Source organism: Kitasatospora sp. NPDC034035 (assembly GCF_055575755.1).
On the sequence record NZ_JBVISA010000018.1, the window covers coordinates 46,127 to 65,006 of the forward strand.

Annotated in this window: 17 protein-coding genes; 8 read left to right on the top strand and 9 right to left on the bottom strand. The window is 73.0% G+C overall.

Going from position 1 to position 18,880, the window contains the following annotated elements:
• The gene (locus tag ACZ52J_RS24595; protein ID WP_465621934.1) at positions 1-1,257 is read right to left on the bottom strand and encodes an SLC13 family permease; all 1,257 of its coding nucleotides are present in this window, start codon (positions 1,255-1,257) and stop codon (positions 1-3) included.
• A 369-nt stretch (positions 1,258-1,626) separates the two neighbouring features.
• On the opposite strand from ACZ52J_RS24595, the gene ACZ52J_RS24600 reads away from it, so the two are divergent.
• The 3 genes from ACZ52J_RS24600 to ACZ52J_RS24610 all read left to right on the top strand — a co-directional run bounded on the left by ACZ52J_RS24600 (position 1,627) and on the right by ACZ52J_RS24610 (position 6,431).
• On the top strand, positions 1,627-2,988 hold the full coding sequence (locus ACZ52J_RS24600) for a jacalin-like lectin (protein ID WP_465621723.1): 1,362 nt from the start codon (positions 1,627-1,629) through the stop codon (positions 2,986-2,988).
• Positions 2,989-3,074: 86 nt separating this feature from the next.
• A complete protein-coding gene (locus ACZ52J_RS24605) occupies positions 3,075-5,006 on the top strand; it encodes a phosphatase PAP2 family protein (protein ID WP_465621725.1) in 1,932 nt (643 codons plus the stop codon).
• Positions 5,007-5,180: 174 nt separating this feature from the next.
• Positions 5,181-6,431 carry a D-arabinono-1,4-lactone oxidase gene (locus ACZ52J_RS24610; RefSeq protein ID WP_465621727.1) on the top strand — a complete coding sequence of 417 codons (1,251 nt, stop codon included), beginning with the start codon at positions 5,181-5,183 and terminating at the stop codon, positions 6,429-6,431.
• 209 nt (positions 6,432-6,640) lie between these two features.
• On the opposite strand, the gene ACZ52J_RS24615 is transcribed toward ACZ52J_RS24610, so the two are convergent.
• Together ACZ52J_RS24615 and ACZ52J_RS24620 are read right to left on the bottom strand one after the other, a co-directional pair.
• Positions 6,641-7,480 carry an SAM-dependent methyltransferase gene (locus tag ACZ52J_RS24615; RefSeq protein WP_465621729.1) on the bottom strand — a complete coding sequence of 280 codons (840 nt, stop codon included), beginning with the start codon at positions 7,478-7,480 and terminating at the stop codon, positions 6,641-6,643.
• A 332-nt stretch (positions 7,481-7,812) separates the two neighbouring features.
• Positions 7,813-8,196, bottom strand: coding sequence for a VOC family protein (locus ACZ52J_RS24620; protein WP_465621731.1), 384 nt, complete (start codon positions 8,194-8,196; stop codon positions 7,813-7,815).
• 437 nt (positions 8,197-8,633) lie between these two features.
• Here ACZ52J_RS24620 and ACZ52J_RS24625 point away from each other — a divergent pair, with 437 nt between their 5' ends.
• On the top strand, positions 8,634-9,428 hold the full coding sequence (locus ACZ52J_RS24625; RefSeq protein ID WP_465621733.1) for a MerR family transcriptional regulator: 795 nt from the start codon (positions 8,634-8,636) through the stop codon (positions 9,426-9,428).
• Positions 9,425-10,675 carry a glycosyltransferase gene (locus ACZ52J_RS24630; RefSeq protein ID WP_465621735.1) on the top strand — a complete coding sequence of 417 codons (1,251 nt, stop codon included), beginning with the start codon at positions 9,425-9,427 and terminating at the stop codon, positions 10,673-10,675. Before ACZ52J_RS24625 ends, ACZ52J_RS24630 begins: the two co-directional genes overlap by 4 nt.
• 126 nt (positions 10,676-10,801) lie before the next feature.
• Here the strand turns inward: ACZ52J_RS24630 and ACZ52J_RS24635 are convergent, their stop codons facing one another.
• Positions 10,802-11,575 carry a class I SAM-dependent methyltransferase gene (locus ACZ52J_RS24635; protein WP_465621736.1) on the bottom strand — a complete coding sequence of 258 codons (774 nt, stop codon included), beginning with the start codon at positions 11,573-11,575 and terminating at the stop codon, positions 10,802-10,804.
• Positions 11,576-11,664: 89 nt separating this feature from the next.
• Here ACZ52J_RS24635 and ACZ52J_RS24640 point away from each other — a divergent pair, with 89 nt between their 5' ends.
• Entirely contained in the window at positions 11,665-12,084 is a 420-nt protein-coding gene (locus tag ACZ52J_RS24640) for a hypothetical protein (protein ID WP_465621738.1), read from the top strand.
• Between the two features lie 7 nt (positions 12,085-12,091).
• Positions 12,092-12,859: a methyltransferase domain-containing protein gene (locus tag ACZ52J_RS24645; RefSeq protein WP_465621740.1), complete on the top strand. Its 768-nt coding sequence runs from the start codon at positions 12,092-12,094 to the stop codon at positions 12,857-12,859.
• 306 nt (positions 12,860-13,165) lie between these two features.
• On the opposite strand, the gene ACZ52J_RS24650 is transcribed toward ACZ52J_RS24645, so the two are convergent.
• Complete coding sequence (locus ACZ52J_RS24650) at positions 13,166-13,960, bottom strand: OsmC family protein (protein WP_465621742.1); 795 nt, start codon at positions 13,958-13,960, stop codon at positions 13,166-13,168.
• Positions 13,961-14,256: 296 nt separating this feature from the next.
• On the opposite strand from ACZ52J_RS24650, the gene ACZ52J_RS24655 reads away from it, so the two are divergent.
• A complete protein-coding gene (locus ACZ52J_RS24655) occupies positions 14,257-15,243 on the top strand; it encodes an Acg family FMN-binding oxidoreductase (RefSeq protein ID WP_465621744.1) in 987 nt (328 codons plus the stop codon).
• Between the two features lie 702 nt (positions 15,244-15,945).
• Here ACZ52J_RS24655 and ACZ52J_RS24660 read toward each other — a convergent pair.
• From ACZ52J_RS24660 to ACZ52J_RS24675, 4 genes are all read right to left on the bottom strand, one after another.
• Positions 15,946-16,647, bottom strand: coding sequence for a helix-turn-helix domain-containing protein (locus ACZ52J_RS24660; RefSeq protein ID WP_465621746.1), 702 nt, complete (start codon positions 16,645-16,647; stop codon positions 15,946-15,948).
• A gap of 425 nt (positions 16,648-17,072) precedes the next feature.
• On the bottom strand, positions 17,073-18,047 hold the full coding sequence (locus ACZ52J_RS24665) for a hypothetical protein (protein ID WP_465621748.1): 975 nt from the start codon (positions 18,045-18,047) through the stop codon (positions 17,073-17,075).
• A complete protein-coding gene (locus ACZ52J_RS24670) occupies positions 18,044-18,655 on the bottom strand; it encodes a cytochrome b N-terminal domain-containing protein (protein WP_465621750.1) in 612 nt (203 codons plus the stop codon). The genes ACZ52J_RS24665 and ACZ52J_RS24670 overlap by 4 nt, the downstream gene beginning before the upstream one ends.
• Positions 18,648-18,821 carry a hypothetical protein gene (locus ACZ52J_RS24675; protein ID WP_465621752.1) on the bottom strand — a complete coding sequence of 58 codons (174 nt, stop codon included), beginning with the start codon at positions 18,819-18,821 and terminating at the stop codon, positions 18,648-18,650. Before ACZ52J_RS24675 ends, ACZ52J_RS24670 begins: the two co-directional genes overlap by 8 nt.
• Positions 18,822-18,880 lie beyond the last annotated feature (59 nt).

Here is an 18,880-nt window from a genome sequence, read left to right on the forward strand (position 1 = left end):
TCAGCCTCCGATGATGTGCAGGGACCCCCACAGTGCCACCACGGCCGTTGCCAGGGCGGCGGGCACGACGAGCAGTCCGAGCCGGGTGAACTCGCCCAGGCCGACCTCGGTGTCGTGCTCGCGCACGATGCGCCGCCACAGCAGGGTGGCCAGCGAGCCGGCGTACGTGAGGTTGGGGCCGATGTTCACCCCGAGCAGCACCGCCAGCACCGCCCCGGCACCGGACGGGGCGGCCAGCGGGAGCAGCACGAGGGTGGCGGGCAGGTTGTTGATGACGTTCGCGAGCACCGCCGCCAGCGCCGCGATGCCGAGCAGGGCGGGCAGCGAGGTGCCGTGGGGGACGAGGTGCCCGAGCGCGGAGGCCAGCCCGTTGTCGACGACGGCCCGGACCACGATGCCGAGCGCCAGCACGAAGGCGAGGAACGGTACGGCGGCCGAACGCACGATCGCGACCGGGGTGGTGCGTCGCCGGACCAGGGCCCGGACGGCGAGCGCGAGCGCGCCGGCCAGGGCCGCCCAGGCCGGATCGACACCGACGATCGAGGTCAGGACGAATCCGGCGAGTGTGCAGGCGACGGTGACGAGGGCGAACAGCGGCATCTCCGGGGCCGCCGCCTCGCCCGCGGACGGGGCGCCCGCGTCCAGGTCGGCGGCGAAGAACCGGCGCAGCACCACGTACTCCACACCGATGGCCGCCAGCCACGGCAGCGCCATCAGCGCGGCGAAGCGGGTGAAGCTCAGCCCGCTGGCGGCGAAGGCCAGCAGATTGGTGAGGTTGGAGACCGGCAGCAGCAGCGAGGCGGTGTTCGACAGGTGGGTACAGGCGTACAGGTGCGGCTTGGGGCGCGCGCCGAGCCGGGCCGCGGTGACGAACACCACCGGCGTCAGCAGCACCACGGTGGCGTCCAGGCTGAGCACCGCCGTGACCACCGAGGCGACCCCGAACACCTGCACCAGAAGCCGCCGCGGACTCCCGGCCGACGTCCGGGCCATCCACGCCCCGCAGGCGCGGAACAGACCCTCGTCATCACACAGCTGCGCCAGCACCAGCACGGCCGCCAGGAACCCGATCACCGGCCCGAGCCGCTGCGCCTCGGCCAGGGCGTCCGACGGCGAGATCGCTCCGACGGCCACCACCAGCCCGGCCGCCGGGACCGCGACCACCGCCTCCGGCCAGCCCCACGGCCGCACCACCGCGCAGGCCAGCACCAGCACCAGCAGCCCGACGGACAGGGCTTCCGCGGATGACGTACTCAGGGTCTTGCTCCTCGCAGGTGACGGTGACCGCCCACCGATCCGGAAACACGCAGGTGAGCCGGTAGGAATGTACCGGTCGCGACAGCCCCGTCGGCGTCGGCGCGGGGGAGGTGCGCGATGCGCAAGACGTGGTATCCGGGTACCCCCCACCGCCTCGACCGCCGCCGAGGTCGCACGGTGTCCGAGCCACGGCGCGGCACGAACACTCTGTTAACGCTAACAGAACCTTTGCGAAAAATGTGGCATGGCCTCATAAAGTCCCAGGTCAGGGCCGATTGATGGGGGATTCGAACATGTTGACGCGCTCATGGTTCGCTCATACGCTCCGGGGCACCGGATTCCCGCGGCTGTCCTCCGATCGGAGCACCGATGTCCAAGCCCAGCCTCCGTCATGCCTTCGTCCGCTCCGTCCTCGTGGGCGCGCTCGGCGCGGCCGCCTCGCTGGGCGGCCTGGTCGGCGCGCCGGCCGCGCACGCCGACACCGGGGGCGGCTCGTTCTCCGTGCTGACCTACAACGTCGCCGGCCTTCCGCAGGTCCTGTCCAGTGCCTCGACCGACCGGCAGAGCAGCACCACCGCCATCGGCGGCCGGCTGGCGCCGTACGACGTCGTGAACGTCCAGGAGGACTTCAACTACCACGCCGCGCTGTACGCCGCCGACTCGCACCCGAACCGCACGGCGACCAGTGGCGGGGCGGGCATCGGCAGCGGCCTCAACACCCTGTCCGACCTCGCCCACGACACCGACGACTTCGAGCGGGTCACGTGGAAGGACTGCCGGCTGGACTCCGGAGACTGCCTCACTCCCAAGGGGTTCACCTTCATGCGGACCCGGCTGGCCGAGGGCGTGTACGTGGACTTCTACAACCTCCACGCGAACGCGGGGACGGCGACCGGCGACGAGGCCGCCCGCGCCGCCAACCTGGCGCAGCTCACCGACTACATCAGGACCCACTCGGCCGGGAACGCCGTCGTCGTGGCGGGTGACACCAACACGCGCTACACGCGTGCCGACGACACCATCGCCGCCTTCGCCGCCGACAACCGGCTGACCGACGCGTGGGTGGGGCTGGAACGCGGCGGCGTGGCACCGACCAGGGGTGCCGACCCGCTGCTGTGCGACCAGAACGCGCCCACCGACACCTGCGAGATGGTCGACAAGGTCCTGTACCGCGGCAGCGCGCTCGTCTCGCTGACCGCGACCTCGTACGCCAACAAGCACGCAGACTTCCTGGACGGCTCCGGCACGATGCTCTCCGACCACGACCCGATCGCCGTGGGCTTCACCTGGAGCCGGAACCCGGCCTATCTGGCGAGCGAGCAGTTCGGTGGCCCGCACGGCGACTTCTACGACGACATCGACCGCGTTCCGGCCGGTGCGCGGGCCGCCGTGGTCAGCCTGCGGGCCGGCGCCCGGGTCGACCAGGTCGGACTGACCCTCGCCGACGGCACCGCCCTCACCCACGGCGGCTCCGGCGGCACCGCCTCCTCGCTCACCCTGGGCAGCGGCGAGTACGTCAGCTCGGCGACGCTCTGCCAGGGCTCGTACAACGGGCACACCCGCGTCTTCCACGCCTCGTTCACCACCAACCTGGGCCGGACCCTGGCCGGCGGCAGCACCACCGCCGACTGCGTGACCCGCACCGCGCCCGCCGGCTGGCAGATCGCCGGGTTCCACGGACGCGCCGGTGACGAGGTCGACAAGCTCGGCTTCCTGTTCACCCGCCGCTGACCCCCCCGACTCCCCGGCCCGGGCCGGGGACCGTCCCCGCTCCCGCACGCCGCTCCGCCCGCCAGGCCCACCACAGGAAGACCAGCATGAACGATCAGCCCACCCTGGACCGCCGCCGCTTCCTGCGGAACTCCGCAGGCACCTCGGTCGGCATCCTCGCCGCGCCCACGGTCCTGAGCCTGTCGGCCGCCCCGCAGCGGGCCGCCGCGGCGCCCGGCGGCCCCGCCCGGAGCACCGCCTTCGTGGACTCCTACGCGACCAACACGATGGCCGACCTCACCCCGGAGGGGAACGCGGCCGTACGCATCCTCACCGGGATGAACCGGATCTGGCACACCGGCGGGTCGTGGAACGACGGCTCACCACTGCTGGCCGACGTCCTGCGCGCCAACGTGCGCTACTGCGTGCGGGCCACCACGCGGCGCACCGCGGCGCAGGCCCGGGAGGCCTTCATCTACGACCGCCAGCACCAGAGCTACGCCGTCATCGCCGGCCTCGGCCCACTCGCCGACCCGTACCGGACGGGCGCCCGGGCCGTCACCTCCATCACCACGGCGCCCGACTCCACCCCGCCCGCGAAGGTCGACGACGCCGTCCCCGCCGACGCGCCCGCCGGGTCCGCGCTCGGCGCCGGGGCCGTCGACTCGGAGCTGGGGCAGGTGGTGGCCCTGGTCAACACGCTCCGCGGACCGTACGCCTCCGGCAACCCCGCCAAGTACGCCTACCGGTACCCGCGTCCCTGGCGGCTGACCGAGGACAGCGCGGTGGTCGACACCGGCACCACCGACGCCCTCGGCTACCCGGTCTATGCCTCGGACGTCGCCGTCGCCCCACAACTGCTGCGCCAGCGCAGCACCTCGCCGGTCGACGACGGTGGCTTCGTGAGCGGGCACACCAACGCCTTCCACCTGGCCGCGCTGGCCCTCGCGTACGCGGTGCCCGAACGCTTCCAGGAACTGATCGCCCGGGCGTTCGAGCTCAGCCACACCCGGATCACCGCGGGCATGCACTCCCCGCTCGACGTCATCGGCGGCCGGACGCTCGCCACCGCGCTCGCCGCGGCCACCCTCGCCGACCCGCGCAACGCCGCCCTCAAGACCGCCGCCCGGAGCCAGGCGGCCGCGTACCTCCAGGCGAAGACCGGCACCACGGCCGACACCCTGTACGCCTTCGCCCACCGGGCCACTGCGGCCGAGGACCCGTACGCCGACCGAGCGGCCAACGCCGAGCAGGTCACCCGGCGGCTGACGTACGTCCTGCGCCGCGGCGGCCGGGACGTTCCGATGGTCGTGCCCAAGGGCGCCGAGGTCCTGCTGGAGACCCGGCTGCCCTACCTCGACGCCGCCCAGCGCCGCGAGGTGCTGCGCACCACCGCCCTGCCCTCCGGCTACGTCCTGCTGGACGGCCCGGAGATGTGGGGCCGGCTCAACCTGTTCGCCGCGGCCGACGGTTACGGCTCGTTCGAGCGGGACGTGACCGTGGAGCTGAACGCCGCCGACGGCGGGTTCCGCGCGGCCGACGCCTGGCGCAACGACATCGCCGGGCCCGGCGGCCTCACCAAGCGCGGCACCGGGACGCTGACCCTGAGCGGCACCAACCGCTACACGGGCCCCACCGTGGTGGCGGCCGGAGTCCTCGCGGCCGGCTCGCGTGACGCCCTCGGGCGCGGCGACGTCCAGGTCCTCGGCGGCATCCTGCGGGTGGATACCGAGCGGGGCGCCGTCCGGGTGCACGGCGACTACCTGCAGTCGGCCACCGGAACGCGCCTGGAGTTGACGCTCCATCACCGCAATGCCCCGGCCCTGACGGTCGCGGGCCGGGTGACGCTCGGCCCCGGGGCGCAGCTCGTCCTGCGGCTGCCGGACGCCGGCGCGCTGGGCGACGACGTGGTGCTGCCGGTGATCGGCGGGCGCACGCCGCAGGGCGGGTTCGGCAGCGTCACGGTCGAGGCGGGCGGGTACCGGGCGACGCCGCTCTACACCCATGACGGCCTCGCGGTACGGCTGACCCGCTGCTGACCCGCCACACTGACCGGCCGCAGACCGGCCGCAGACCGGCCGCAGACCGGCCGCAGACCGGCCGCAGACCGGCCGCAGACCGGCCGCAGACCGGCGGCAGACCCGCCGCAGACCCGCCGCCGACCTGCTGCTGACGGCACCGGTGCGTTCCCGAGACCGAGGAGGCAACACCCCATGACCGTGGCCGCGACCAACTGGGCCGGGAACATCACGTTCGGCGCCGAGCGGTTCCACGAGCCGCGCTCCGTGGCCGAGTTGCGGCGGATCGTCGCAGGCAGCCGGTCCGTGAGAGTCCTCGGGACCGGGCACTCGTTCAACGCGATCGCCGACACCACGGGCGACCTGGTGTCCGTCGCCGGCCTGCCCCGGGCGGTCGAGCCGGACGAGCGGACCCGCGCGGTCACGGTGAGCGCCGGGATGCGGTTCGGCGAGCTCGCCGGGGTGCTGGACCGGGCGGGATTCGCGCTGCACAACCTCGGGTCGCTGCCGCACATCTCGGTCGCGGGCGCGTGCGCCACCGGGACGCACGGATCGGGGGTGGCCAACGGCTGCCTCGCCACGGCGGTCCGGGCCGTCGAGCTGGTCACGGCGGACGGCGCCCTGGTGACGATCGGCCGGGGCTCGGCGGAGTTCCCCGGTTCGGTCGTGGCCCTGGGCGCCCTCGGCGTGGTCACCCGGCTGACCCTGGACGTGGTGCCGGCCTTCGGCGTCCGGCAGTGGGTCTACGAGGGCCTGCCGACGGCGGTGCTGCGGGAACGGTTCGACGAGATCATGGCGGCGGCGTACAGCGTCAGCCTCTTCACCGGCTGGCGTGCGGACCGCATCGACCAGGTCTGGCTCAAGCGGCGGGGCGGCCCCGACGCGCCCCGGACCTGGCTCGGCGCGGTGCTCGCCGACGGCCCGCGCCACCCCGTGCCGGGGTGCCCGCCCGAACCCTGCACGCGGCAACTGGGCGTCCCGGGCCGGTGGCACGCCCGGCTCCCGCACTTCCGGGCGGACTTCACTCCGAGCAGCGGCGACGAACTGCAGTCCGAGTACTTCGTCGACCGCGCCGACGCCGTCCGCGCCTTCGACGCACTGGACGCCGTCAGGGAACGGATCGCACCGGCCCTGCAGATCGGTGAGATCCGCACCGTGGCGGCCGACGCGCTGTGGCTCAGCCCCGCCTACCAACGCGACTGTGTCGCCTTCCACTTCACCTGGCACCCCGATGCGGCGGCCGTGGCGGACGCGGTCAGGACGGTCGAGGAGGCCCTGTCCGCCTTCGCCGCGCGGCCGCACTGGGGCAAGGTCTTCACCACGGCGCCCGAGGCGATCCGGGAGTCGTACCCGCGCTGGGAGGACTTCCGGGAGCTGCTGGGCGACATCGACCCGGCGGGCAAGTTCCGCAACGAGTTCGTCGCCCGCCACTTCGACATCGGGTAGTACGGACTCCTGGGGACCCAGGCTTCCGTGCCTTCGCCGATCGCTCGGGGACCCCGGCCGACGTGCGGCCGGGGTCCCCGACGGCTCACGCTGCCGCGCAGGTCGGGAGGCCGTTCGGTCACCACCGCCCGTGCCTCAGGTCACCAGCGACGATCTCAACTTCCACACCGCCGGCGCGCCCGCCTCGAGGGAGGTCCGCCGTGAGCCGGCTAGTTCTTGATGGCGACACCCGCGTAGAACGACACCTGGGCATCCGTGACAGTGTCCGGCGACCCGTCGGCAGCGTCCTCGTCCGGGCGCCAGCGGTGGGCGGGCACGATCCCGGGTTCCAGCAGGTCCAGCCCCTCGAAGAGGGTCTCGAACTCGGCGCGGGGCCGTAGCCGCAGCGTTGTGCCCGCCTTGTTGTAGATCTCCTGCACCATCGGCGCGCCCTCCGGGTCCAGCTCCGCCGTGGCGTGCGAGAGCACCAGCGCCGAGCCCGAGGGCAACGGCTTCAGGAGCCGCTCCACGATCGTGCGTGCCTCACCGAGATCCGGGACGAAGTGCAGCAACGCCACCATCGACAACACCACCGGCTGCCCCAGGTCGAGCGTCCGCGCCACCTCAGGGGCGCTCAGGATGGAGTCCGGATCCCGTACATCGCCGTGGACGTATGCCGTCCGCCCCTCCCGCGTGCTGGTCATCAGCGCCCGCGAGTGCGCGAGCACGATCGGGTCGTTGTCCGCGTAGACCACCCGCGCCTCCGGAGCCACCGACTGCGCGACCTCGTGCAGGTTCGGGGAGGTGGGAATGCCCGTGCCGACGTCCAACCACTGGCGCAGGCCCCGCTGCGCCAGCGTCCGGGTCGCCCGGTGCATGAACGCCCGGTTCGCCCAGACCGCGATCCGCATGGTCGGGAACACCGTGAGCACTCGCTCGGCGGCCTCGCGGTCCACCTCGTAGTGGTCCTTGCCGCCCAGGAACCAGTCGTACATGCGGGCGCTGTGCGGTATGTCCTGCCGTATGACGGTGCTGAGCGGCTTCTCCAGGCCCGGATCTTCCACGTTCATCGCCGCTGCTCCCCGCTTCCTCCCCGCGGCCGCAGCACGACCGGAAGGACGATATGACTTGACGTATGGTCAGTAGTGTGACAGGTGGGGCGGGCAAGATGCCAGTAGCCCGCCGCTCACCAGCCTGCGGCGGATCGGTGCCCGGCCGGAGCGGCGCCGGGGAGAGGACGGACGCTCCGGGAGCGGTACCCCCCGCCGGGCGTGCCGGACGACGAGAGCGGGGAGCACGGCGGTGCGCAGACCTGCACCTTCTGCGGTCAGGACCGAGCGGACCGGCCGGGCGGGGCTGAGACGTCCCGCCCGGCCGGTCGGGGGTTGGGGTCGGGCGGGCGTTACTTGGCGGGTCGCTCGGCCACGCAGAGGATGTTTCCTTCGCTGTCCTTGAACCAGGCGGCGCGCAGGCCGTCGCTGCCTTCAGCGATGCCGTCGACGGTTTTCAGGCCCGGGAAGTCGTACTCCTCGAACGTGATGCCGCGGGCTCGCAGCGCCGACACCTCGCCGTCGAGGTCGGCAACCTTGAAGCTGGCCAGGGTGTGTGCGGCCTGGCCTCCGCTCGGTGTCTCGTACATCCCGAACCGGGTGCCGCCGCTCTCGAAGGTGAGGTCCTCGGGGGTCTCCTCGACGAGCTTCAGGCCCAGGGTGTCGGTGTAGAAGGCCCTGGCCCGCGCCAAATCGGCGGCGGGGATCATGGCCAGCACCTGTGCGTCTCCCAGCATGGTGATTCGCCTCCTTCTGCTTCCAGGCTAGGCACCTCGAGGCAGGTGCGCCCACGGACGGGATCGGCGGCTCCACAGCGTGCGCGGCAGGTGGCTGGGCGTTACGCGGGCGCATTCCTTGGCCTTCACGCAACGTGGTCGGTCGGCAGCCGATTCATCACCGGCCCTGCGGCCGGCCGGCCCGTACACGCTCCAGGACTCCGCCGTCGCCTCCGAGGCCCGGGCCCGCGCCGGGTCGCCTGGACCTTCGGCATACCCGAGAGCGCCTACCATCCGCAGCGCGAGACCTGACCGGGTCCGGTTCCCGCCCCCGGAGCAGGCCGCCGAGCTACGCGTGTTGACCCTTACCCCACGTCAGGCCGCACGGTGGGGTACAGCGAACGCACGAAGGCACGGATGCACGCATGCACGCATGCACGGATGTACGGGAGGGATTCATGAGCTGGTCGGTGGGACAGGTCTCCGGATTCGCCGGGGTGACCATTCGGACCCTGCACTACTACGACCGGTCCGGGCTGCTGTCACCCAGTGAACGCAGCTCGGCCGGCTACCGGCTCTACAACGGCGCGGACCTCGCCAGGCTTCAGCAGATCCTCTTCTACCGGGAACTCGGCTTCCCGCTCGACGAGATCGCCGACATTCTGGCCGACCCGCAGGCCAACGCCCTCGAGCACCTGGTGGCGCGACGGCAGGCCCTCACCGAGCAGATCGCCCGGCTGCAGAAACTGGTCGACGTCGCCGAGCGGGCCATCGACGTCCAGCGCACGGGGGTCGAACTCGGCCCGGAGGAGCGCTTCGAGGTCTTCGGCGACGTCGTCTTCGACCTCAGCTACGCCGCCGACGCCCACCTCAAGTGGGGCGAGCGGGAAAGCCACCGGGAGGCGCTGGCCCGCGCCGCCACCCACTCGAAGGAAGACTGGCGGCAGCTGATGGCGGAGGCCGCCGGGTGGCGCCGTCGACTGCTGGCCGCCTTCGACGAGGGCCTCCCGGCCGACCACGAGGCGGTGCTGGACCTCGCCGAGGAGCACCGGCAGCACATCACCCGGTGGTTCACGCCCTGCCCGCCCGAGATGCACTGCCGGATCGCCGACGACTACGAGGCGGACGCCCGGGCCTTCGCGCTCGTCGTTCCGGCTGCCGAGCAACGCCCGGAGCTGGCCGGATACCTCCGGACGGCCATCGGCCACAACGCCGAACGGCACGGCGCGAGCGGCTCCGAGGTGACGCGATGAGGATCCTGGTGATGGCCGCAGGCTCCCACGGTGACGTCGCGCCCTACACCGGGCTCGGGGTGCACCTGCGTGGCGAGGGACACCAGGTCGCGCTCGCCGCGCCGGAGACCTTCCGCGAGCTGGTGGCCGGCAGCGGCCTCGAGTTCCGCTCGCTGCCGGTCGACCCGCGCGGGGCGCCCACCGGTCCGGAGGGCGGGCGCTCCGAACTGCTCGCGCGAGCCGCCGCGTTCATCGACCGGCTCGGTGACGGGCTCGCCGACGCGGCCGCGCCCGGTGCCGATCTGCTGCTGCTCGGCACCACCACCGCGCCGCTGGGCTGGCACCTCGCCGAGGCGATGGACGTACCGAGCCTCGGGGTCTACCTCCAACCCACCCTGCCGACGGGGGAGTTCCCGCCGGTCGTCGGCGGGAGCCGCTCGCTGGGCAGGTGGGGCAACCGGGCCGCGGGGGCGCTCGGCCAGCGGGTCGTGGACCGCCTGCACACCGGGGCCGCGCGTCGGCTGAGGTCGCGGCTGGGCCTTCCGGCAGGGTCGCAGGGCGCCCGGCGGCGGGCCGTGGAGCGGGCGAACTGGCCGGTGCTGCACGGGTTCAGCCCCACCCTCGTGCCGCGCCCGGCCGACTGGCGGGACGGGTTGCAGGTGGTCGGCAACTGGTGGCCGCACGTCGCGGCGGACTACCGGCTCCCGGCCGAGGTCGAGGACTTCCTGCGGGCCGGACCACCGCCGGTGTTCATCGGGTTCGGCAGCATGGCGGCGGGGCAGGGCGAGCGGCTGGGCGCCCTCGCGGTGGACGCGCTGCGGCGGGCGGGAGTCCGGGGTGTGCTGCAGGCGGGCTGGGCCGGGATCGCGGAGGAGGACGACGACGTGTTGAGCGTCGGGGAGGTGCCGCACGCCCACCTCTTCCCCCGCATGGCGGCTGTGGTGCACCACGTCGGCGCCGGCACGGCGGCCGCGACCCTCCGCGCCGGTGTCCCGAGCGTTCCGGTCCCGGTGATGGCGGACCAGCCCTTCTGGGCCGACCGGCTCGTCCGGGCCGGCACCGCCACCGCGCCGATCCGGTTCGCCGACCTGACGGCTGCCGGGCTGGCGGAAGCCATCCGCCGGGCCGTCGAGGGCCGGCCACTGCGCACGCGGGCGGAGGCGGTGGCTCGCGCGATGGCGGAGGAGAACGGCGCGGCGCGGGTCGCGGAAGCGGTGGCAGCCGTGGGGGGTGGTCGGCAGGCCGGTGTCATGGGGCGGGGGCGGTGAGGCGCGGGTGCCGGCAAGGGCGATGATGCGAGGGAGGGGAGCGAGTGAGCGGCCAGGTCCGGCCCGTCGCCGGGTGACCGGGTGACCGGGAGACCGGGAGACCGGGACGACGGGGTGCGGCAGACCTCACGGCGCTCGGGCGATCAGGACGGGCTGGAAGAACCCGGTGTCGGCGGGCGCCCGCCAGTCGGCCCCGGCGAAGCCGGCCTCCTCGGCGAAGGCGCTCAACTGCGCCTGGGTGAGGGCCCAGTAGGTGGACCGGTGGACGTCGACCCGCCACTGCCCGGCGTCGTCGGGCAGCAGCTGGAACAACTCCAGGTCGTACCGCTCGCCGTCCTCGTGCCACTGCCAGAGCTGGAAGACGACGGACCGCTGCCCCTCCCGCTCGGCGGTCTGCGGCGCGCTGGAGGACGGCCGGCTGCGGCGCAGCTCGTCGTACGGGCGGGTGGTGAGCAGCAGCAGACCGCCCGGGCGCAGGACGCGGCGCATCTCGCCGAGCGCGGCCAGGACGTCCTCGGGGGTGAGCAGGTGGGGCAGCGCGTTGTCCGCGCAGACGACGACATCGAAGCGGCCGTCAGGGAAGGGGAGTTGCCGCATGTCGGCGGCCGCGGTGGGGAGGGCGAGCCCGCGCCGGGTGGCCTCGGCGGCGGCGCGGTGGGCGGCCACCGGGCTGATGTCCGTGCCGGTGACCCGGTGCCCGAGCTCGGCGAGCCCGATGGCCTGGGTGCCGATGCCGCAGGCGCAGTCCAGCACCTCGGCGGCGCGGTCGCCGAGCCGCTCGCGGATCAGGGCGTCCAGCGCGGCGCCCTGGCGGGCGACGGAGGCGTCCCAGTCGGGGTAGAGGAGGTGGTAGCCCGCCGCGAGGGCGTCGTAGAAGCGCGCGATGGGGGAGCTGCTCATGGCGCTATCCTCGCGGAGGAGCACCGGCGCGGAGTACTGGTTTCGACAGGGTTCACGGGCCGGGGCGAGGAAGCCGAGCAGGGGGACGGATGCAACCCGCGCAGGATCGGCGGACGGGCCCGGAGCAGCCGGTCGAACTGCCCGAGGGTTCCTGGTGGGACTGGGACGTCTTCTCCTGGCGCCCGGGCGAGTTGCGCCTGGCCGCCGGGTACGACCTCGCCTACCACCACGGCCTGGAGCTGGTCTTCGCCGACCCGCTGTACGTCCGCTGCCCGGCGGACTTCCACGACCCGGTGTTCCGCGCGCCCACGCCGGAGGAGCGGCGGCTGGTCGGGCGGCAGTGCGGCGAGCCGCCTGGCGTGCTGGTCGCCTTCGAGGCGGACGGCGGTGGCACGGAGCCGGTGTCCGGGCTGATCGCCGCCGGGAGCCTGGAGGTGCGGGTCGGGTGGGTCCTGCGGCACGGACGGGGCACGGAATCCGGTGGCCGTGCGGTGCCGTCGCCGGGATGATGCGGGCATGCGCACCTTCGAAGAGTTGATCGCCGAGGCCCAGGCCGTGTCCGTGGACGGCTGGGACTTCTCCTGGCTGGACGGCCGGGCCACCGAGGAACGCCCCTCCTGGGGCTACCAGCGGCTGCTGTCCGAACGGCTGGGCACGGCGACGGCGGCTCTGGACGTCCAGACCGGCGGTGGCGAGGTGCTCGCCGGGGCCCTGCGGCTCGCCGAGCCGCAGGGGCTGCCGACGGTCCTCGCGGCCACCGAGTCCTGGCCGCCGAACATCGCCCGCGCCACGCGGCTGCTGCACCCGCTGGGTGCGGTGGTGGTCGCCGACCGGGACGAGCCTCCGCTGCCCTTCGCCGACCAGGCCTTCGACCTGGTCAGCAGCCGCCACCCGGTGCGGGCCTGGTGGCCGGAGATCGCCCGGGTGCTGCGGCCCGGCGGTAGCTACTTCGCCCAGCACGTGGGCCCGGCGTCCGTCTTCGAACTGGTCGAGTACTTCCTCGGGCCGCAGCCGGAGGCACGCGAGGGCCGCCGGCCCGAGGTCGAGAGCGAAGAGGCCCGGGCCGCCGGGCTGGACGTGGTGGACCTGCGCTCCGAGCGGCTGCGCATGGAGTTCCGCGACATCGGCGCGGTGGTGTACTTCCTGCGCAAGGTGATCTGGATGGTCCCGGGCTTCACCGTCGACGCCTACCGGGACCGGCTGCGCGAACTGGACGTCCGGATCCGGGCCGAGGGCCCGTTCGTGGCCCACTCGGCGCGCTTCCTGATCGAGGCGCGCAAGTAGATCGACCGATCCGGTGTCCGCATCGTACAGATATGGAAGGGTTGAGGAAAGACCGGAAGGTCCGGCTGGCCGTCCCTGCTGAGAGCACCGTTTGATCCAGGAGACGGCCCGACATCGCTCTGAACTGGACGGATGCCCCGTGCAGTCGTGCGTATGAGAGCTCTTCGACAGGTGCCGAGCGGTCGACTCCAGTCGGGGGCTCCTCGTGTGGGGGCGTCGAGAGTGGTCGAGTCTCACGTCTGTGCTCGTTGGACAGGGTTTGCTCGTACCTATGCTGACCTCTTGCTGACCGCGCTTGATGGCTAATCAGGTATATTTCGCGGCCACAGTGATGCGCCTGACTGCAGTGACCGCCCCTCGCATCCTGCGAGGGGGCCTGGCCCCGCCGTCGTGCCGGCCAGTCTCACCCCTGCCATCGCGCAACTTCGACAAGGCCCTGATCGGCCTGGCGGGGTTCGCGGGGATGGGGAGGGAGACGGTCACCTCGGGCGGGTGGTCGAGTGTGTTCTTCACCGTGCAGTGACCGACGACGGCCAGCAGACCGGCTGCCCGCTCGGGAGGCATGTCGGGGGCGGTGACCTCGATGGACACCGAGGCGATCCGGGCCGGACGGTCCCAGGCCATGGTGTAGTCGGCGGTGACCCGCAGGCCGTCCCTGCCCAGGTTGTGCCGATCGAGGTAGCTTCCGGCGTAGTGGGCGGTGCAGGAGGCCAAGGCGGCGGCGCACAGTTCGACGGGCGTCGGCGCGGAGTCGCCGCCGCCGGCGTCGATCGGCTGGTCGACGCTCAGGGCGTGGGAGCGGATGCCGATGGCATACGTGTCCCGCTCGACCGGGTCCACCTCGATTCGCCCGGCGGGAAGGATGCCGGGCCGCTCGACCGCGGCGGCCTGGCGGAGCAGCATCCCGGCCAGCTGTCGGGCCTCGGTCGGGGTGAGCGAGGCCCAGACATCGTTCGTGTCATACGGTTCGCGAGCGGTGTCGAGGACGACGCGGCCGGTGTCCGGCAGGACCTCCGGGGTGTAGCGGGATACGGCGACGGTCCGCCCGGAGGCGGTGTGCGTCAGCTGCTGGGTGGTGGTGTGAGAGTCGTGGGTCAGCACGGCCGTGCCTCCGGTGCTCAGGGCCCGGCACGGCGAACCGGACCGCTGCTGTCCAGCAGACCGCCGCCGGGGGTGAAGAGGAAGGGCCGTTGGACCCGCCGGTGGGCCCCATCGGCGATCCCGGAGGGAGCACGTCGCAGCATGCCCGACGAGGCCGGATGCGGCTGCTGGAGACGGCGGAGTTCCACCTCGGCATCGGCCGGCGGGCCCCGGGGCCGTTGGACCCTCGCCCGACACGCTGGTCCGGCGGATGCTGGAACCACCGGCGCTCCCCGCCGGCAGGGAGTGAAACCACCATGACCACCGAAACCGTCCTCACAGCCCCCGACCTGCACCTGCTGGCCGAAGCCGGCGGCGCGGCGCCCTCGCTGCACAACAGCCAGCCCTGGCGCTTCCGCCCCACCCCCGACCTGCTCGCCCTGGAGGTCCACGCGGACCTCGACCGGGCCGTCCCGGCCGCCGACCCCGACGGCCGGGCGATGCACATCTCGATCGGCGCCGCCGTGTTCAACCTGCGGGTGGCCGCCGCCCACCTCGGCCGGGAGGCCGCCGTCCGACTGCTGCCGGCCGGCGCCGACGCGCAGCCGCGAGCCGTCCTCGACCTCTCCGCCCCGGCCCGTTCACCGCAGCCCTTCGGCGCCGACCTCTACCCCGCTATCGCGGGACGCCACTCCAGCCGACAGCCGTTCACCAACCGGGACGTCCCCGAGGCGCTGGTCGCCGACCTCATCACGGCCGCCCGGGACGAAGGGGTCACCCTCACCATGCTGGAGGAACACGGCGTTCGCCGCGTCCTCGCCCTCACCTTCGAGGCCGAGGCCCGGATCGCCGCGGACGTGACCCGCGAGGCCGAGACCCGACGCTGGCTGCGCCTGGAACCCTCCTACGACGGCATCCCGCTCGCGGCCCTCGGCTCGCACGACCGCGACGCCCGCGTCCCGATGCGCGGCTTCGCCGGCCACCCGCCGCGCCACACCACCGCGGCCGAACGCTTCGAGGCGCTGCCGCAACTGGCGACCCTCAGCACCCACCTCGACACCCCGGCCGACTGGCTGCGCACCGGGCAGGCGATGGAGCGCGTGTGGCTGCTCGCCACCGTCCACGGCTTGCGCGCCTCCGTCCTGCACCAGGCCGTCGAGATCCCGGACACCCGCTGGCGCCTGCGCGACCCCGCTGAAGGGCCCGGGCACGTCCAGCTCGTGCTGCGCCTCGGCTACGGCCCGCCCGGTGCGGCCAGTCCGCGCCGCGCGGTGGAGGACGTTCTCGACCCGGCCGAGGGGTAGCGGGAATCGTCTGCCATCCCGGTTCATCTCCTGTGCGCAGGAGATGAACCGGACATCTTCCGCTGCCCCGAGACCCGACCGGCTTCGGGGTGGACGGGTTTCCGGGGTCAGCCGGGGCCGCTTGCCAGCGTGTGCGACATGCCGTCCAGGGCCAGTTGCATCGCCTGCCGTGGCCGACCTTGTCGACCACGGCCGAAGTGCGGCCCTCGATGCCCCGGGCCGCGAACTCGTGCTCCACCACTTGGTGCAGCCGTGGGCCGAAGGCCTGGACGTAGCCGGACTCGTAGGTGGTCCAGGTGAGGTGGACGAGCGAGCGGAGGTCCGACCGGCGCAGCCGGGTGTCCACCATCAGCGCGATCTCGTACAGCGGCCCGGCGCACTTGTTGTTCGGCGGGACGTGGAACAGCACCCGCCGGTGTTGTCCTGCTCGGGCGGCGCCCTTGAGGTCCTGGAACCGCCGGCCCGGCGACCGCATCTGCCGGGGCGTCCACGGTGGATGCGGAGCGGGGCCTCCTCGGCTCCGAACGGAAGGTAGATGGTGTTGGGCTTGAACAGGAAGTCCTCCTGGTCGGCGGCGAGCGACAGCCGGACGCGGTCGCCGAGCAGACGGCGCGGACCGAAGGCCGTCTCCAGGCCTGCGAAACCCCCCCCGCCGACCACGAGGACGTGCGGTTTCGAAGTCATCGCGGGGTCCGTGCCTTCCTACTCGGGCTCGATGACCGGAGGGCCCTCGGGGCGGATGATCCGGCCGCTGATCCCGGCGGGCTTGATGCGCATCCAGGTGTCCCGGGTACCGCCCGCCCAGGGGTGGGGGTCGGCGTGCTGTTCGAACCAGCGCACGACCTCGTCGTCGGAGACGGTCGAGACGGTGCCGTTCACCAGGACGCTCCAGCCGGTGGCGAACACCTCGTCCAATTGGTCGACCTCGAAGGCGACTTCGCTGCCCTCGGCCTGGGCGAGGGTACCGTCCGCCTCGGTGCGGTAGAGGATGGTGGCGTCCAGCACCCGGTAGTTGACGGGCAGCGCCACCAGTCCGCGCGGTGCCGTCAGGATCACCCGGCCGACGCCACCGGGGGTGAGTTTGGCCCAGCAGCCTGCCGGTTCCAGTTCCTCCAGCCGGACGCGGGCGTTGGCGCGGGCCCGGCCGGACGGGACGTCGCGCCCACCGCCGAGCAGGTCGGTGGCCGTGGTGTCGAGCGCGTCGGCGAGCCGGGCGAGGGTGCTGACGCCGACCGGGACGGGGTGTGTCTCCAGGTACTCCAGGAACCCGGGGGCCAGGCCGCCGCGCTCCGCCACCAGCTCGCGGGTGAGCCCCAGCTGGGTACGTCGGCGGGCGACCCGGCGCCCGAGGTCGCCGGGGTCGGCGGAGCGGATGTGTGCCCGGCCGCTGTCGGTGCTGTTCATCGGGACCTCCTGTTCAGCCCGCGGGCCCCTGGCCGCCTGGGACGATCACCAGCGGGGCCGTGCGGCGGTGCCTCCCGAGCGGCTCGCCTCGGAGCGGTCGATGCCCACGATCACGGGGTGGTGGGTTCCGAAGCCGTTCGTCGCGGACCCCGTTCGGCCCCGGCCGGTGCCGTCGCCGTCGCCGGCTCTGTGCGGAGCCTTCACCACCTTCATCGTCGGGCACTGTTGTACGGGCCGGGGAGGGTCGGTCGGGCCCCGGCAGCAGGCCGATGGGCCCCGACGACCCTCCCCCCATCCGGTCACCGGGTTCGAGCCGCTCGACCTGCTGGAGGGCATCCTGACGGCCGTCCCCCAGCTGGTGGACGGCCGGTGCGATCCGGGAGCTGGTCCCGCAGGACCCGGCGGTCACCGCCCGCGGGCGTCCGTCAGCCTGGTGGCTCCCCCGGGCCGCGGGTGTCGCGTCCGGGTCGGGGTTCGCTCCGGTAGTGGTCACGCCAGATCAGGCGGTACACCCGGGTCCAGCGGGGAACGGACCTGAGACCGGGGATGAAGGGGAGCAGGACCAGTGCCAGACTGAGCACGGCCATGATCGCCCAGACCTCCGCGTCCGCGTTCTTCGAGGTCTTGAACGGGTCGATCTGGTACCAGAACGTGTACAGCCACAGCCAGGCCTGGCCCGGGTAGTTGCCGGTCTCGTTCATCATGCCCCACTGGCTGCCGGTCAGGTGCTGGGCGGTCGCCTGGTCCGACAGGTAGGAGCCGTCGGCGAGGAAGAGCATCGGCCGGGTGTAGTCGGTCTGGTAGAAGCGCCCCTGTGCCAGCAGCCGGCCGTCCAGTGCGCCGGACTGGGCGAGGGCCAGCAGTCGGGCTGTGAGTGTCGGCACCGGGCCGTATCCGTCGGGGGCGACCTTGGCCGGATCGCCGTCCGGGGACTTGCCCAGTGCGTCGGAGTACGCCGAACTCCAAGCCTGCCGCTGATCGGCCGGGGCGGCGCGCCAGGCCGTGAGCGCGGCGGTGACCTCAGGGGGCTCGGGGGACTGGCTCAGCGGGCGCAGCACGAAGTCCTCGGCCGGGTCGACCGGGATGCGGACCCCGGCGGCGCGCTGCAGTCCGACCGGGCCGATCTTCTGTCCGGCGCCCGGGGTGTGGTTGTACGGCGGGCCGTAGCCCGCCGAGGTGCTGGTGCCCGCGAGTTCCGCGACCGCCGTGGCGGTGAAGTCGGCCTGGTCCGCGGTCGACCAGGACGCCAGGGTGATCGGCTTCTCGTCCGGTGACGAGAACAGTGCGGCGAGGCCCGCGCTCAGCAGGGCGACCACGACCAGGGCGATCGTGAACTCCTTGACCAGGTCGTACGGGCGGGTCGGGAAGTCACCCGACTCGGGGGTATCGGTGTGCCTCACGGCGCTGCCTCGGGCGGTGCGGCGTCGATCGGTGGCACGATCCCGCGGGTGCGCACCAGCAGGAGGTGCCAGCCCGTGAGCAGTACCAGCACGAGCGGGAAGAGCGCGATGTGCCACATCAACATCTGGCCGAAGTCCAGGACGTTGAACCAGGCGCCGATCCCGACGGCGTTGAGTGCGTCCTTGGCCTGCCCGGAGATCCACTGTGCGTCGAAGTTCTGCTGCACCACGTACCCGGTGAAGGCCGTGGCGATCGAGGCCAGGAAGGTGACCGCACCGGTCACCCAGGTCAGCGCCCGCCGCCCGCGCCAGGCGGCCATGAAGAACTTGCCCCACAGGTGGATCACCATGAACGCCATGAACAGCTCCGCGCTCCACAGGTGCACGCTGTTCACGTACTTCCCGACAGCGGAGGCATGCCACCACCCCGGGCCCTCCAGCGCCAGGACCCCGCCGGAGACCAGCACCACCACCAGCGAGGACACCGTGAGGACACCGAAGAGGTAGATCCACGAGGCCATGTACACCGGCTGGGTGTCCGGCAGCAGCTTCTCCGGGGGCAGCCGGCGGACGGCGAACCGCCGCACCGCACCCGTCCAGCTAGTCATCGCGGTGCTGTCCGGTCGGGAACGGCAACAGCAGTGCGGCCACGAAGAGCAGCACCATCACGCCGATCACCACCAGGTTCGCCACCGAGATCTGCACCACGCCCCAGTGGACGTAGTGCCCGGGGTGGTTGAGATCGACGGGTGCCGACATCGGTGTCACCGCCATCACGCTCTCCTTCCGAACGCCGGGAGCCCGGGGCCCAGTCTCGGCGGGCACCAGGCCTC